General features: G+C 69.7%; 11 protein-coding genes, 1 tRNA gene and 2 pseudogenes. 10 read left to right on the forward strand and 4 right to left on the reverse strand.

Translation table 11 applies throughout. The features are described from left to right. The first annotated feature begins 22 nt into the window (after positions 1–22). From proB to CLV30_RS03600, 8 genes are all read left to right on the forward strand, one after another. Positions 23–1,156, forward strand: coding sequence for a glutamate 5-kinase (gene proB, locus CLV30_RS03570; RefSeq protein WP_106535808.1), 1,134 nt, complete (start codon positions 23–25; stop codon positions 1,154–1,156). 60 nt (positions 1,157–1,216) lie between these two features. Beyond that, on the forward strand, positions 1,217–2,476 hold the full coding sequence (locus tag CLV30_RS03575) for a glutamate-5-semialdehyde dehydrogenase (RefSeq protein WP_106535809.1): 1,260 nt from the start codon (positions 1,217–1,219) through the stop codon (positions 2,474–2,476). 27 nt (positions 2,477–2,503) lie between these two features. After that, positions 2,504–2,650 (forward strand): hypothetical protein, encoded by a 147-nt coding sequence (locus tag CLV30_RS26225; protein ID WP_165358439.1) that lies wholly within the window; start codon positions 2,504–2,506, stop codon positions 2,648–2,650. Positions 2,651–2,704: 54 nt separating this feature from the next. After that, entirely contained in the window at positions 2,705–3,274 is a 570-nt protein-coding gene (gene nadD, locus CLV30_RS03580) for a nicotinate-nucleotide adenylyltransferase (RefSeq protein WP_106535810.1), read from the forward strand. 49 nt (positions 3,275–3,323) lie between these two features. Then, entirely contained in the window at positions 3,324–3,728 is a 405-nt protein-coding gene (rsfS, locus tag CLV30_RS03585) for a ribosome silencing factor (RefSeq protein WP_106535811.1), read from the forward strand. Then, on the forward strand, positions 3,725–4,360 hold the full coding sequence (locus CLV30_RS03590) for a histidine phosphatase family protein (RefSeq protein ID WP_205740455.1): 636 nt from the start codon (positions 3,725–3,727) through the stop codon (positions 4,358–4,360). Before rsfS ends, CLV30_RS03590 begins: the two co-directional genes overlap by 4 nt. A 374-nt stretch (positions 4,361–4,734) precedes the next feature. Continuing rightward, a tRNA-Ala gene (locus tag CLV30_RS03595) sits at positions 4,735–4,807 on the forward strand. A 320-nt stretch (positions 4,808–5,127) separates the two neighbouring features. Beyond that, positions 5,128–6,921 carry a sulfatase gene (locus CLV30_RS03600; RefSeq protein ID WP_106536055.1) on the forward strand — a complete coding sequence of 598 codons (1,794 nt, stop codon included), beginning with the start codon at positions 5,128–5,130 and terminating at the stop codon, positions 6,919–6,921. 170 nt (positions 6,922–7,091) lie between these two features. Here CLV30_RS03600 and CLV30_RS03605 read toward each other — a convergent pair whose 3' ends face one another. Continuing rightward, a complete protein-coding gene (locus CLV30_RS03605) occupies positions 7,092–8,627 on the reverse strand; it encodes an arylsulfatase (protein WP_211300007.1) in 1,536 nt (511 codons plus the stop codon). Between the two features lie 639 nt (positions 8,628–9,266). On the opposite strand from CLV30_RS03605, the gene CLV30_RS03610 reads away from it, so the two are divergent. Further along, positions 9,267–10,163 (forward strand): LysR family transcriptional regulator, encoded by an 897-nt coding sequence (locus CLV30_RS03610; protein WP_106535813.1) that lies wholly within the window; start codon positions 9,267–9,269, stop codon positions 10,161–10,163. Positions 10,164–10,170: 7 nt separating this feature from the next. Here the strand turns inward: CLV30_RS03610 and CLV30_RS03615 are convergent. Then, a pseudogene (locus CLV30_RS03615) lies at positions 10,171–10,845 on the reverse strand (SDR family NAD(P)-dependent oxidoreductase); the annotation flags it as partial. Here CLV30_RS03615 and CLV30_RS03620 point away from each other — a divergent pair. Then, positions 10,833–11,432, forward strand: a pseudogene (locus tag CLV30_RS03620) (MmyB family transcriptional regulator); the annotation flags it as partial. The pseudogenes CLV30_RS03615 and CLV30_RS03620 sit on opposite strands and share 13 nt — an antisense overlap. A 54-nt stretch (positions 11,433–11,486) precedes the next feature. On the opposite strand, the gene CLV30_RS27485 reads toward CLV30_RS03620, so the two are convergent. Beyond that, positions 11,487–12,503: an MDR family NADP-dependent oxidoreductase gene (locus CLV30_RS27485; protein WP_106535816.1), complete on the reverse strand. Its 1,017-nt coding sequence runs from the start codon at positions 12,501–12,503 to the stop codon at positions 11,487–11,489. Positions 12,504–12,567: 64 nt separating this feature from the next. Continuing rightward, positions 12,568–13,311: an SDR family oxidoreductase gene (locus CLV30_RS03630; protein ID WP_106535817.1), complete on the reverse strand. Its 744-nt coding sequence runs from the start codon at positions 13,309–13,311 to the stop codon at positions 12,568–12,570. Between the last annotated feature and the right edge of the window lie 34 nt (positions 13,312–13,345).

Genomic DNA, 13,345 nt, shown 5'->3' on the forward strand with positions numbered 1-13,345 from the left:
CACGAAAGGCGAGGACACGGGCATGGGCGCGGACCGGACGGCGATCACCGAAGCGGAGCGGGTCGTCGTCAAGATCGGCTCGTCGTCGCTGACGACGACCCGCGGCGGCATCGACGACTCCCGGGTCGCGGCACTGGTCGACTCGCTCGCCAAGGTGCGTGCCGCCGGGCGTGACGTCGTCCTCGTGTCGTCTGGTGCCATCGCCGCGGGCCTCGCGCCGCTGGGCATGCCCGCCCGCCCGCGCGACCTTGCCCGCCAGCAGGCGGCCGCCAGCGTCGGGCAGGGCCTGCTGATGGCGAACTACACCACCGAGTTCGCCGCGCACGGACGTCAGGTCGGGCAGGTGCTGCTGACCGTCGACGACGTCACGCGGCGCGCGCACTACCGCAACGCCTACCGCACGCTGCACAAGCTGCTCGCGCTCGGGGTGGTGCCGATCGTGAACGAGAACGACACGGTCGCCACTCACGAGATCCGCTTCGGCGACAACGACCGGCTCGCCGCGCTGGTGGCGCAGCTCGTCCACGCCGATCTGCTGGTCCTGCTGTCCGACGTCGACGCGCTCTACGACGGCGACCCGCACCGCGGCGAGGCGTCCGCGATCACCGACGTGCACAGCGTCGACGAGCTGGACGGGCTGGATGTCGGCGCGACCGGCCGCTCCGGGCTGGGCAGTGGCGGCATGCAGACGAAGGTCGAGGCGGCGGCGATCGCGACCGGGTCGGGCATCGACGTGGTGCTCACGTCCGCGCCGCAGGCGCCGGCGGTGCTGGCCGGCGACAAGGTCGGGACCTGGTTCCACCGGCGCGCGGCGCGGCGCTCGACCCGCCTGCTGTGGCTGGAGTACGCCACCGACGGCCGCGGCACGCTCGTCCTGGACGACGGCGCCGTCCGCGCGGTCGTCGAACGTGGCGCCTCGCTGCTGCCGGCGGGCATCACCGACGTGGCCGGCGACTTCACGGCCGGCGATCCGGTCGACCTGCTCGACGGCGACGGCGCGGTCCTCGCCCGCGGCGTCGTGAACTTCGACGCCTCCGAGCTGCCGGCGTTACTGGGCCGCTCGACCAAGGATCTCGCCCGTGAGCTCGGCGCCGCCTACGAACGCGAGGTCGTGCACCGTGACGACATGGTGCTGCTCAGACGCGGCCGCCGCTGACGGCGACGGCGGACCCAGGGGCCACCTCGTCGCCGTGGACGCGGCCGTAGACTGAACGGCATGGACGACGTGACGATCCCGGTGCCCGAGCTGGGCCGGCGTGCGCGGGTCGCGGCCGCCGACCTCGCGGTGCGAACTCGCGCCGAGAAGGACGCCGCGCTGCTGGCCATGGCCGACGCGCTGGAGGTGCACACCAGCGCCATCACCGCCGCGAACGACGCCGACGTCGCACGCGCGCGAGAGAACGGCACCAGTGAGGCGATCATCGACCGGCTGCGCCTGGACGAGGCACGGATCACCGGGATGGCCGGCGGCCTGCGTCAGGTCGCCGGGCTGCCGGACCCGGTCGGCGAGGTCGTGCGCGGGTACGCGCTGCCGAACGGGCTGCAGGTCAGCCAGCGCCGGGTGCCCATGGGCGTGGTCGGCATCATCTACGAGGCGCGGCCCAACGTCACGGCCGACGCCGCAGGGCTGGCCCTGAAGAGCGGCAACGCGGTGCTGCTACGCGGGTCGTCCAGCGCGGCGTCGTCGAACGCCGCCGTCGTCGAGGTCCTGGCCGCCGCGGCGCAGACGGCCGGGCTGCCGGCCGAGGCCGTCCAGCTGGTGCGCGGCGAGGGGCACGAGCCGGCCAAGCAGCTGATGCGGGCGCGCGGACTGGTGGACGTGCTCGTCCCGCGCGGCGGCGCCGGGCTGATCCGCAGCGTCGTCGAGGAGTCCACGGTGCCGGTCATCGAGACCGGCGTGGGCAACTGCCACGTCTACGTCGACGCCGACGCCGACCTGGCGCAGGCTCTGCAGATCGTGCTCAACGCGAAGACGCAACGGCCCAGCGTGTGCAACGCCGCCGAGACGCTGCTGGTGCACGCCGACGTCGCCGCGCGGTTCCTGCCGGACGCGCTGAGCGCGCTGCGCACCGCCGGCGTCACGGTGCACGGCGACGACCGGGTACGCGCGTACGACGCCGACGTCGTCGCGGCGACCGACGACGACTGGGCGGCGGAGTACCTGTCCCTGGACATCGCGGTCGCGGTCGTCGACTCGCTCGACGACGCGGTGGCGCACATCCGCACCTGGGGCAGCGGTCACACCGAGGCGATCGTCACCCGCTCGCTCGCGGCGTCGCGTCGGTTCACGGCGACGACGGACTCCGCGGCCGTCATGGTCAACGCCTCCACCCGGTTCACCGACGGCGAGCAGCTCGGCTTCGGTGCCGAGATCGGCATCTCGACGCAGAAGCTGCACGCGCGCGGGCCGATGGGGCTGCCGGAACTCACCACAACCACCTACGTCGTGACCGGGGAAGGGCACGTCCGAGGCTGACGGCGCCTTGAGATAGGCTGCGGAGCCATGGACACGGTTGTGCGGCTGGCTGAGCAGACCCATGGCGAGGAAGGTGGTTTCCCGGCCTGGGGGTGGGGCATCAGCGCGTTCGTCATCTTGATGACGCTGTTGTTCGTCACGCTGTCGTTCGGCAAGGGCCGCCCGCACGCCTGAGCGTGTCGTCGGACTACGGTGTCGCCGGTGAGCAATCGCAGACGGCTGGGTGTCATGGGCGGCACGTTCGATCCGATCCACCACGGTCACCTGGTCGCCGCCAGCGAGGTCCGACACTGGTTCGGCCTGGACGAGGTCGTGTTCGTGCCCACCGGGCAGCCGTGGCAGAAGGGCGAGCGCAAGGTCACCGCCGCGGAAGACCGCTACCTCATGACGGTCATCGCGACGGCGTCCAACCCGTCGTTCTCGGTCAGCCGGGTCGACATCGACCGGCCGGGCGTGACCTACACCGTCGACACCCTGCGCGACCTGCGTGCCCAGCGCGGTGACGACACCGACCTGTACTTCATCACCGGGGCGGACGCGCTCGAGCAGATCCTCTCCTGGCGCGACCACGACGAGATGTTCCAGCTCGCGCACTTCGTGGGCTGCACCAGGCCGGGGCACGAGCTGTCCGACGCCGGGCTGCCCGAGGGCAAGATCACCCTGGTGGAGGTGCCGGCACTGGCCATCTCGTCCAGCGAGTGCCGCGACCGCGTCATGGGCGGAGAGCCGATCTGGTACCTCGTGCCCGACGGCATCGTGCAGTACATCAACAAGCGAGGCCTCTACTCCGGCTCGTGAGACGCTAGGGTCACACGACACGCGCTGTACGAAGAGAGGGACGTCACCCTTGACCGCAACCGATCGCGCTGTAGAGCTCACGGTGTCGGCCGCCCGGGCCGCCGCCGACAAGCTGGCGGACGACATCGTCGCGTTCGACGTGTCCGACCAGCTGGCCATCACCGACACGTTCCTCGTGTGCTCGGCCGCCAACGACCGGCAGGTGCGCTCCATCGTCGACGCCATCGAGGAGCGGTTGCGTGGCCTCGACGCCAAGCCGGTCCGGCGTGAGGGCGAGCGCGAGGGCCGGTGGGTCCTGCTCGACTACGTCGACGTCGTCGTCCACGTTCAGCACGCCGAAGACCGCGTCTTCTACGCCCTCGAGCGGCTGTGGAAGGACTGCCCGACCATCACGCTGCCCGACGACGTCAACGTCGGCCGGGACGGGGACGGTGCCGCCGGAGACGAGGAGTGAGCCGCCGCGTCGTGCTCTGGAGGCACGGCCGGACGGAGTGGAACGCCGCGGGCCGGTTCCAGGGCCAGACCGACGTCGCTCTGGACGAGCTCGGCCGCGAGCAGGCGCAGGAGGCGGCCGCCCGGCTCGCCGCGCTGGAGCCGGACACGCTGGTCTCGTCGGACCTGCAGCGTGCGCAGGACACCACGTCGGCGCTCGCCCGGCTGGTCGGGCTGGACGTCGAGCTCGACCCGCGGCTGCGCGAGACGTACGCCGGCGAGTGGCAGGGCTGCACGACCGCGCAGATCGCCGAGCGCTGGCCGGACGACTACAAGGCTTTTCGCGCCGGTGACCCGCTGCTGCGTGTCGGCGGCGGCGAGACCCGCCAAGAGGTCGCCGAGCGGATGTTCGCGGCGGTCGTGGACGCGGCGGCGCGGCTGCCGGAGGACGGCCTGGCGGTGGTGACGTCGCACGGCGGCGCGGCCCGGCTGGGCATCGCGGCGCTGATCGGGATGCCGCTGCACCGGTTCACCAACATCGGCGGGCTGTCGAACTGCTCGTGGTCGATGCTCCGGGAGGGCGACGACGGGTGGATCCTGGTGGAGCACAACGCCGGCACGCTGCCTCCGCCGGTGGTCATCGAAGAGGGCTGATCCGCGACGGCGAGCGGCGTCGGAGCGGGCCGAGGGCCGCGCACGGACCCTGCCGGGCTGCGCGACAGCCTGGACGTCGGGCCGCGGCCCGTCAGGTCACCGGCAGGATCGGTGCCGCGTTGCAAGGTGGTGACACAGGAGGCGATCGTTGCCAGCTGTGTCATCGCACGAGAACGAAGACCGTCTGCCTGTCGGACCATCCAGCGTCGCCCGGCGGCGGGCTGACAAACTCGACCGCCTCGTCGCCATACGGCGCACCGGCTCCCGCCGCTTGCGCGGTCGCGACTCGCCCCACACGGGCATCGTGGATGAGGCAACTCGCCCGATTATGAACTCGGGGCAGGTGTCGGCTAAGCTAGCGGAGCCGTTCGCACGGGGCTGTGGCGCAGCTGGTAGCGCACCTCCATGGCATGGAGGGGGTCAGGGGTTCGAGTCCCCTCAGCTCCACAATGTGATGAGTCGGGACATCGTTCAGGGATGTGTCGGGTCATCGTTCGTATCGGAGCGGGAGTTCGGCCAGCGGCCGGGCTCCCGTTGTTTTGTTCGTTGTGAAGCCCTCCGGGTCTCCATCACGACGCGCTGTTGACGCTCAGAGCCGCGTACGTCTACTGTGACGCAACGACACGTCACCCGCTCGGCCGTCATGGTCACCCGCTCGGCTGTCTGGTTCGTCGACGCACGGCGACGTGTGCCGCAGGTCGCCGATCGGTCGTGCCGTACGCCCGCCGACCAGTGTCGCGGGGTGGGAATGGGAGGGATTCTGGTTCATGAAGACCATCGTGGTGATGTTCGACAGTCTCAACCGGCGTTACCTTCCCCCTTACGGCGGCGAGGATTGGGTCCGTGCGCCGAACTTCAGCCGCCTGGCTGAGCGGTCGGCAGCCTTCGACAACTGTTACGCCGGCTCGATGCCCTGCGCTCCAGCCAGGCGCGAGCTTCACACCGGGCGGTACAACTTCCTCCACCGAAGTTGGGGACCGCTCGAACCGTACGACGATTCGATGCCGGAACTGCTGAAACAGGCGGGTGTGCACACGCACCTCGCCACGGACCATCAGCATTACTGGGAGGACGGGGGTGCGACGTACCATCCCCGATACAGCACGTTCGAGCTGGTCCGCGGGCAGGAGGGCGATCCCTGGAAGGGCTGCGTGGCGGGCCCGGACATCCCGGAGACCCTCAGGGTCGATCGGCACCGCCAATGGCGCCAGGATCTGATCAACCGCCGGTACATGGACGACCTCGTCTCGCACCCGCAGACGCGTACCTTCGACGCCGGTTGCGAGTTCATCCGAACCAATGCCGGTGAGGACGGCTGGATGGTGCAGATCGAGACGTTCGACCCGCACGAGCCCTTTTTCAGCCATCCCGACTTCCACAAGCTGTACCCGGAGGACTATTCCGGCCCGGACCATGATTGGCCTGACTACCAGCAGGTTCTTGAGGACGACGCCACGGTGGCGCACGTGACCAACCGGTACGCGGCACTGCTGAGCATGTGCGACGACTCGCTGGGTCGCGTGCTCGATCTGATGGACGAGCTCTCGCTGTGGGACGACACGATGCTCATCGTCTGCACCGACCACGGTTTCCTGTTGGGTGAGCACGAATGGTGGGGCAAGGCCGCGCCTCCCTGGTACGACGAAACGATCCACACGCCCCTGTTCATGTGGGATCCGCGTTCGCGGGTGGCCGGCGAGCACCGGACGAGTCTGGTGCAGACCATCGACCTGGCGCCCACCGTGCTGGACTTCTTCGGCGTCACCATCCCGGATGACGTTCAGGGGGTTCCACTCGCCGACACGGTTGCCGACGACACTCCCGTACGCGATTTCGGCCTGTTCGGGGCCTTCGGCGGCCACGTCAGTGTGACCGACGGTCGTTACGTGTACATGCGGTCGCCGGTGTCCGAGTCCAACACGCCTCTGTTCGAGCACACGCTCATGCCTACGCACATGCGTGGACACTTCGCGCCCGAGGAGCTCCGTCCGGCCGAGCTCGTCGCGCCGTTCGATTTCACCAAGGGCGTGCGGCCGCTCAGGGTGCCCGGACACAGCGCCACCAACCCGTATGCCTTCGGCACGCTGCTGTTCGATCTGCGCCATGACCCGCAGCAGAAGGCGCCGCTCGTCGACGACGAACTCGAATTGCGGATGGCTGTCGCACTCGTCGAGCTGATGCGGGCCAACGACGCGCCGGTGAGCCAGTACGAACGGCTCGGACTGCCGACCGACGGGCCGATCACGGGCGCCCATCTCCTCGCCGCGGCCCACTACGAGCGCGCCGTGAGCGCCGCTGCACCCCCACCCGCTGCGGCGGATTTCCCGGACGGCGGGTACAGCGTCCACTCACCATTGGCCGACCTGCTCGCGCATCCGCCGGCGGCGGAGGTCCTGGCCCGGCACGCACCACAGGTCTCCACGGGTCCGGTGGCGAGGATCGCTGCGGATCTGTCCCTGTACCGTGCCGCCGCTCTGGCCATTGGCGTGCTGCCGTGGCCGACGGTGCACGCCATCGCCGAGGAGCTTACGGCGCTCGATCCGACCAGCACCGACTCTTAGAGACTGTCCGGCGGCGTCGCGCTCGACGCTGTACACCTGACGATCTTCGTGCTCGGCCGCGAACGGTTCGAGCATCTCGTCGACGTCCGGTAGCAGATCATCGGAAGGAACCTCCGAGTCCACCTACTCTCCCGTTGCAACACTCGAGCCCATCGGGGCCCTGACGTTCGTCATGTTTTGCTGAGCAGCGTGACCGGGCGCTGGCCGGCGACGAGCCGGCCGTTCTGGACGTAGCCTTCCTCGCGGCCTGCCAGTCCTTGCACCAGTAGGTCACGACACTGGCGGAGGGCATCCGCATATGTGGGATCGGCCGCGAGGTCGTGCAGTTCGGTCGGGTCGTGGTGCAGGTCGAAGAGCTGTTCGATGCCTTGACGGGACATCCAGACGTACTTGTACTGATCGGTGGTGATCCATTGCGCTGACCCCACGTCGGCAGCGATTGGAATGTCTTCGCCATGGAGGTGAGAGCGCCAGCCAGGGTTCTCGCCGCGTGCGAGCGGAAGCACGCTGTGTCCTTCGACCGTGTCCGGGATCGGGAGATCGGCGCAGTCGAGAAGTGTGGGCATGACGTCTCGCAATTCGACGATCTGGTGCGGCGTCGCGCCGGCGTGCAACTGTGCGTCGGCGGGGCCGGACAGGATGAACGGGATCCGGCTGGAGCCTTCGTACGGCAGGCTCTTCCGATACAGGTTGTGGTCGCCCATGAGTTCGCCGTGGTCGGAGACGAACATCAGGTACGTGTCGTCTCGCAGCTCGAACTCGGCCAATGCGGTCAGAAACCTGTTGATCTGTTGGTCGATGTGGCTCATGTGCCCGTAGTAGCCGGCACGCGCCCGCTTGGCGCTGAGCCCGTCGTAGACCGCGCATTGTGCCGCCGGGTCATGGTCACGCCGCCAGTCGGTGAACGTCTCCCACCAGTCTCCCACCGGCGGCTCGTAGTCGTGGTCGGCGTACTGGTCGAACGCCCAGGCCGGAGGGTCGTAGGGCGGATGCGGGCGGTGAAAGGACAGGTAGAGGAAGAACGGGGCTGTCGGGTCACGTCGATAAAGCCAGTCGATGGCCTGCTCGGCGACCCAGTTCGTCGGATGCAGCCGTTCCTCCCGGCTCCATGGCCGGGCGACGATCGAGTTGGGGTTGAGCCCGTGTTCTGCGTAGTCGGCCCGCCTGGCCTGACCCGGCTGATCGCGAAGCCACGGCAGGTAGTCGTCGTACAGTTCGGCCGTCGTTTCGCGTTCGCGTGTGAAGTGAAGGTACCCGTCATGCAGGATGACGTCGTCGAATCCGACCCGAGTGCGGGGCGGATGCACGTGCATCTTGCCGATCGCCTGGGTGTGGTAGCCGTGTCGCCGGAACTCGCCTGGAAGGGTGGTTGCAACGTCGAAGGCGTGCCCGTCGCTGTAGCCGACCCGGCGGTGGGACCGTTGAGTCAGCCCGGTCATCAGGGCCATGCGCGCTGGCACGCACGATGGTGTGGCCGAGTAGGCCCGCGTGAAGTTTGCACCCTCCGATGCCAGCGCGTCGAGATAGGGAGTGCGCACGACCGGGTGCCCGGCGGCAGACAGGCAGTCGCCTCGCCATTGGTCGACGCAGATCAACACGACATTCGGCCGATTTCCGGTGCTGAAGGGTCGCATGTCACTCCGGCGTCTTTGGCGCACCCAGGACGCGCGGCCAGGGTGCGCGGCTCGATGATTGCGGATGATCATACGGAGGCAAGGGTAATGAGGTCAATGAACATAATGTGATTCAGGTATAGCCGTAATTATGGTTCCCTTTCCGTGTGCGTCCACGGTGCTCGTGAGGTGGCCAATTCGCCTGCGCTGAACCATTCCTCATCCAGCAGGCCGTCGAATCGAAGTAGCAGGCAGGGTCACCCCGCGTCGCCCCGCGCGCCGGCCCGGCCGATGCTCTCGCACCGATGGTGAGGGTGGTCCGTCCGCTGCCGTGTGCGATCCTTACGCGCCTGGGCGATCCTTACGCGCCTGGGCGATCCTTACGCGCCTGGGCGATCCTGACGCGTGTGGGCTTTTCGAGAGTCGCGGTGCGCGCCTCGCCGGGCTATTTGACGCTACGTCCGCAGAAGAATGAATGGCAAAGGTGAAATGTCAGCAGCCGACATAGGGAATCCCTGTGTCGGTCACCGTCGAGAGGCTCCGGTCGGGCACACGAGACCAAACCGCCGGCGGCGGTGACATCGAAGTAGCGGGCCCGAAGACGGCGCCGGCCCCGGGTGTGGCGGTGACGTGTGTGGACTAAGCACGCCGTCTCGCGTGTTGTCGCGCGTGTTACGTCAGGGACGACAACACATGGGGACCGCGGTCCACCCAGTGAGGGGACGAGAGCCGATGAGCCTTCGGCAGTACGAGTATGCCCTGGCCGTCGCCGAAGCGGGCTCGGTGACCGCGGCGGCGGAGCTTCTGCACGTCGCTCAACCGTCGATGTCGCAGCAGATCCGCGGCCTGGAGCGGGAGCTCGGCGTGAGCCTGTTCGATCGCACGCCCACCGGGCTGGTGCCCACCGCGGTCGGCCGCGCGTTCCTGCGGGAGGCCGAGGCCGCGGTGAGTGCGTCGCGGCGGGCGCGGGCGGCGGCGCGGGCCGGCGCCGACGAGCTGGTCGGTGAGGTGGTGGTCGCGGCGCAGATGGGCTTCGGCACGGGGCAGTTGCCGGGCGCGCTGGGTACGCTGCGTCGCCGCTTCCCGCGGCTGGAGGTCACCGTCTTCGAGGAGCCGAGCTCGGCTGAGCTGGATCGGCTGTGCCGGCGGGGCGTGCTGGACCTCGCCCTGATGGCGGCGTGCGAGCAGAGCCCTGCCGACGCGCACCGCCTCGGCGACGAGGAGTTCGTCGTCGCGCTGGGCCCCGGGCACCGGCTGCTCGCCGCGGACCGGGTCGAGCTGCGCGATCTGGCGGGGGAGCCGTGGGTGAGGTTCGACCGCGACAGCGCGCTCGACGGCGTCCTGCAGGGTGTGCTGCGGGACAACGAGCTGACACCGACGACAGCAGCCCGCGTTTCCCAGACGGCGACGGCCGTGCGCTGGGCCGCCCACGGCCTCGGGGTGACGCTCGTTCCGGCCTCCGCGGTGCCCGACGGTTACGAGCACCTCGTCCGCCCGGTGTCCCCGATAGTGTCGCAGCCCGTCATCGCCGTGCTCCGGCACGATGCGGGCCCGGCGGGAGCGGCCCTGCTCGACGTCCTGCGCCAGGAGACCTGGTCCGAGCCCGGTTCGTTGGCGCTGGTGTCCTGACGGCCGGTCATGCGCCGGCTCCGCCGTCGACGGGGACCATCGCACCGGTCACCATCGAGGCGCGCTCGCTGAGCAGCCACGCGGCGGCCTCGGCGACCTCGCGGGGCTCGGCCATCCGGCCCATCGGGGTGGCGGCGTTGTTCGCTTCGATGATGCCGGGGCTGGCCTTGTCCCAAGCCAGGATCATCTCCGTCGCGGTTCCGCCGGGGGTGATGCCGTTGACGCGGATGCCTTCCGGCGCCCAGGTCACCGCGGCCGTCTCGGTGAGGCTGTTGAGCGCGCGTTTCATGGCGCCGTACGCGGGCAGGCCGGGGTTCGCCCGGCGGCTGCCGATGCTGGAGGTGTTGACGATCGCCCCTCCGCCGTTGGCTCGCATGAGCTCGGCCTCAGCGGTCATGGCGGTCCAATGCGCTCGGAAGTTCACCGCGAACTGCTCGTCGATGTCCTCGTCGCTCGTGGTGTCGATCGGGCCGGGCTGCCGCTGGATGGCCGCGCCGTTGTTGAACGCGCCGTCGAGCCGTCCGTGTCGCTCCTGGAGATGGTCCAGGGCGGCGTGAATGCTGTTGCCGTCGGCGAGGTCGACGGTCACGGCGTCGGCGGTACCACCTGCGACACGGATGCCGGTCACGATGTGGCCGAGGGCATCGGTGCTGCGGGCGGCGAGCACGACGGCGGCGCACTCCGGGGATGCGGCGGGAAGAGGTCGCGGTCCTCGCGCACATCTCCACCGAGTACTACGTGCGCCTCGAGCAGGCCCGGGCGCCGCGTCCGTCGGCCGAAGTGCTCGCCGGACTCGCGGCGGCGTTGCGGCTCACCGACCCCGAATCCCACTACCTGCACCTTCTCGCCGGCACCGCACCGAACCGCACCGACCTGCATCGCAGGGACGTGCGCCCCAGCATCCTCGCGCTCCTGGAACGGCTCCCACGGACCGCCGGATTCGTGATGTCGGCCGCGTTCGACGTGCTCGCCTGGAACGACCTGGCCGTGGCGCTCATGGAGAACTTCGCCGAGCGCGACCCCGCGGACCGCAACCTCGCCCGCCGCGCCTTCCTGCGCTCGTCGCCCGCCGACGAGCCGCTGTACGGGATCACCGACGCCACCGAGTTCCGCCAGGAAGTCGTCATGGAACTGCGCGCCGCTCTCGCCCGTTACCCCGCCGACCGTGACCAGCATCTCGTGCTCTACAGCGCTCCCGTGGCCTCCTCGGACGCCGAGGCGTTGGCCTTCCTCGACGCGTTGGGAGCGGACAGCCTCGAAACGACCTGATCGCGGCGATGCTGTTCACCCGGCCGCACGGCGACGCCGGTGGCAGGGACTCGTCTACTCGGCGAGCCGCACGACGACGTTGCCGCGGTGCACGCCGGCGAGGAGCTCGTCCTGGGCGGTGACGGCGCGCTGGAGCGTGCCTTCGAGGAGCGTGTGCGCGAACCTGATCCGGCCTTCGGCGTACCACTGGGCGTAGTGGGTGTTCCAGGCCTGGATCTGGTCCGGGGTGTGCCTGGTGCTGAACGGGAGGATCCGCACCTCGTGGGCGAGCGCGGTCATGATGTCGAGTCGTGGGTGCCCGCCGTCGCCGCCGCCCACCTGTCCGGCGAGGGCGCCGGCCAGCGCGAAGCGGGCGCCGGACGCCGCGTGCCGCAGCGCCGCCTCGAACTGCGGACCGCCGATGGTGTCGAAGAAGGCGGTGATGCCGTCGGGCGCGAGCTCGGCGAGACGGTCGTCGAGGTCGTCGTCGTGGTGGTCGATGGCGGCGTCGAGGCCGAGCTCGTCGACGAGGTAACGGGCCTTCTCCGGCCCGCCGGCGATGCCGATGACCGAAGCACCACGTGCCTTGGCGATCTGCGCGGCCATCGACCCGACGCCGCCAGCGGCTCCGCTGACGAGGACGACGTCCCCCGCGCCGACGGCGGCGACGTCGACGATGCCGTGGTAGGCGGGAACGCCCTGGTTGAGCAGGTACTCGGGGCCGGGGAAGACGCCGTCGGGCACGGGGAACGCCTCACCCGGCCCGAGGATGCTCTCCTCGCGCCAGCCCGACATGTGCAGCACGACGGTGCCCACCGGCAGGTCGTCGGCGCGTGACTCGACGACCCTGCCGATCGCGGTGCCGTAGAGCGGTTCGCCGACCCGGAAGACGGGAACCGGGATCTGGCTGGTCTCGAACATCAGGTCGCCGTTGGCCGCGATCACCTGCTGGAACAGGTTCCGCACCCGCACCTGGCCGGCAGCCGGCTCCTGTGGAGGCTGCTCGACCACCTCCAGCAGCGAGCTGGGCGGCTGGGCGAGATCCGTGCGGTGCGCGCGTAGGACGACGGCGGATGATCCCTGAACGGGCATGATGAATCCTCGTGGTCGGTCGTTGCCGGGCTGAGGAGCCCATGGCGGAACGGGTGGGACGAGCTCAGAGCTGGGTGACGCCGCCGTCCAGAGCGAGTTCGGCGCCGGTGGTGTACGTGGCGCCGAAGGCGAGGAAGACGGCCGCCCGGGCGAACTCGCCGAGGGTGCCGAAACGCTGCATCGGATTGTCCGCGACCACCTGCGCCTTGAACTGCGCGGCGGCCTCCGCGGTCATCGTGTTCTCCAGAATCCCGGTGTCGATCGGCCCGGGGCTGACCGCGTTCACCCGGACCTCGCGGGCAAGCAGCTCGCGGGAGAGGCTGCGCGCCATCGAGCGCAGTGCGGCTTTGCCGGCCGCGTAGACGCTGGTGTCCAGCATGCCGACGGCGTTGGCGCTCGAGGTGGTGAGGACGACGCCGGCGCCCGTGCTCAGCAGCGGGGCGAGCTTCTGCACGGTGAAGTAGGCGCCCTTGACGTTGATCGCGAACAGCTCGTCGTACACCTGCTCGGTCGTCGACTCGAAGGGCGTGGTGCGTGCGATGCCGGCGTTGACGAACAGCGCCTCGATGGTGCCGAGCTCACCTTTCACCCGGTCGGCCAGATCGTCCAGGTCGGACAGTGAGGCCACGTCGCCCCGGACCGCGATCGCGTTCTCGCCGAGCCGCTCCCGCGCGGCGTCGAGCGTGTGCTGTGAACGACCGGTGATCACCACGCGGGCTCCGCCGTCCACCAGTAGCTGCGCCAGCGCGAACCCCATGCCGCTGCCGCCGCCGGTGATCACCACGTTCTTGTCGCTGTACTCACCCATGCCGGATTCCCTCGGTCTTTCTCGAAAACTCGGT

The organism is Haloactinopolyspora alba, assembly GCF_003014555.1.
GTDB lineage: Bacteria > Actinomycetota > Actinomycetes > Jiangellales > Jiangellaceae > Haloactinopolyspora > Haloactinopolyspora alba.

Excerpts from the sequence above, each read along its gene's own strand:
- CLV30_RS03630 (WP_106535817.1), bottom strand. The coding sequence starts at position 13,311 with ATGGGTGAGTACAGCGACAAGAACGTGGTGATCACCGGCGGCGGCAGC.
- CLV30_RS03610 (WP_106535813.1), top strand. The coding sequence starts at position 9,267 with ATGAGCCTTCGGCAGTACGAGTATGCCCTGGCCGTCGCCGAAGCGGGC.
- CLV30_RS26225 (WP_165358439.1), top strand. The coding sequence starts at position 2,504 with ATGGACACGGTTGTGCGGCTGGCTGAGCAGACCCATGGCGAGGAAGGT.
- CLV30_RS03605 (WP_211300007.1), bottom strand. The coding sequence starts at position 8,627 with ATGATCATCCGCAATCATCGAGCCGCGCACCCTGGCCGCGCGTCCTGG.
- CLV30_RS03575 (WP_106535809.1), top strand. The coding sequence starts at position 1,217 with ATGGACGACGTGACGATCCCGGTGCCCGAGCTGGGCCGGCGTGCGCGG.
- proB (WP_106535808.1), top strand. The coding sequence starts at position 23 with ATGGGCGCGGACCGGACGGCGATCACCGAAGCGGAGCGGGTCGTCGTC.
- CLV30_RS03600 (WP_106536055.1), top strand. The coding sequence starts at position 5,128 with ATGAAGACCATCGTGGTGATGTTCGACAGTCTCAACCGGCGTTACCTT.
- CLV30_RS27485 (WP_106535816.1), bottom strand. The coding sequence starts at position 12,503 with ATGCCCGTTCAGGGATCATCCGCCGTCGTCCTACGCGCGCACCGCACG.
- nadD (WP_106535810.1), top strand. The coding sequence starts at position 2,705 with ATGGGCGGCACGTTCGATCCGATCCACCACGGTCACCTGGTCGCCGCC.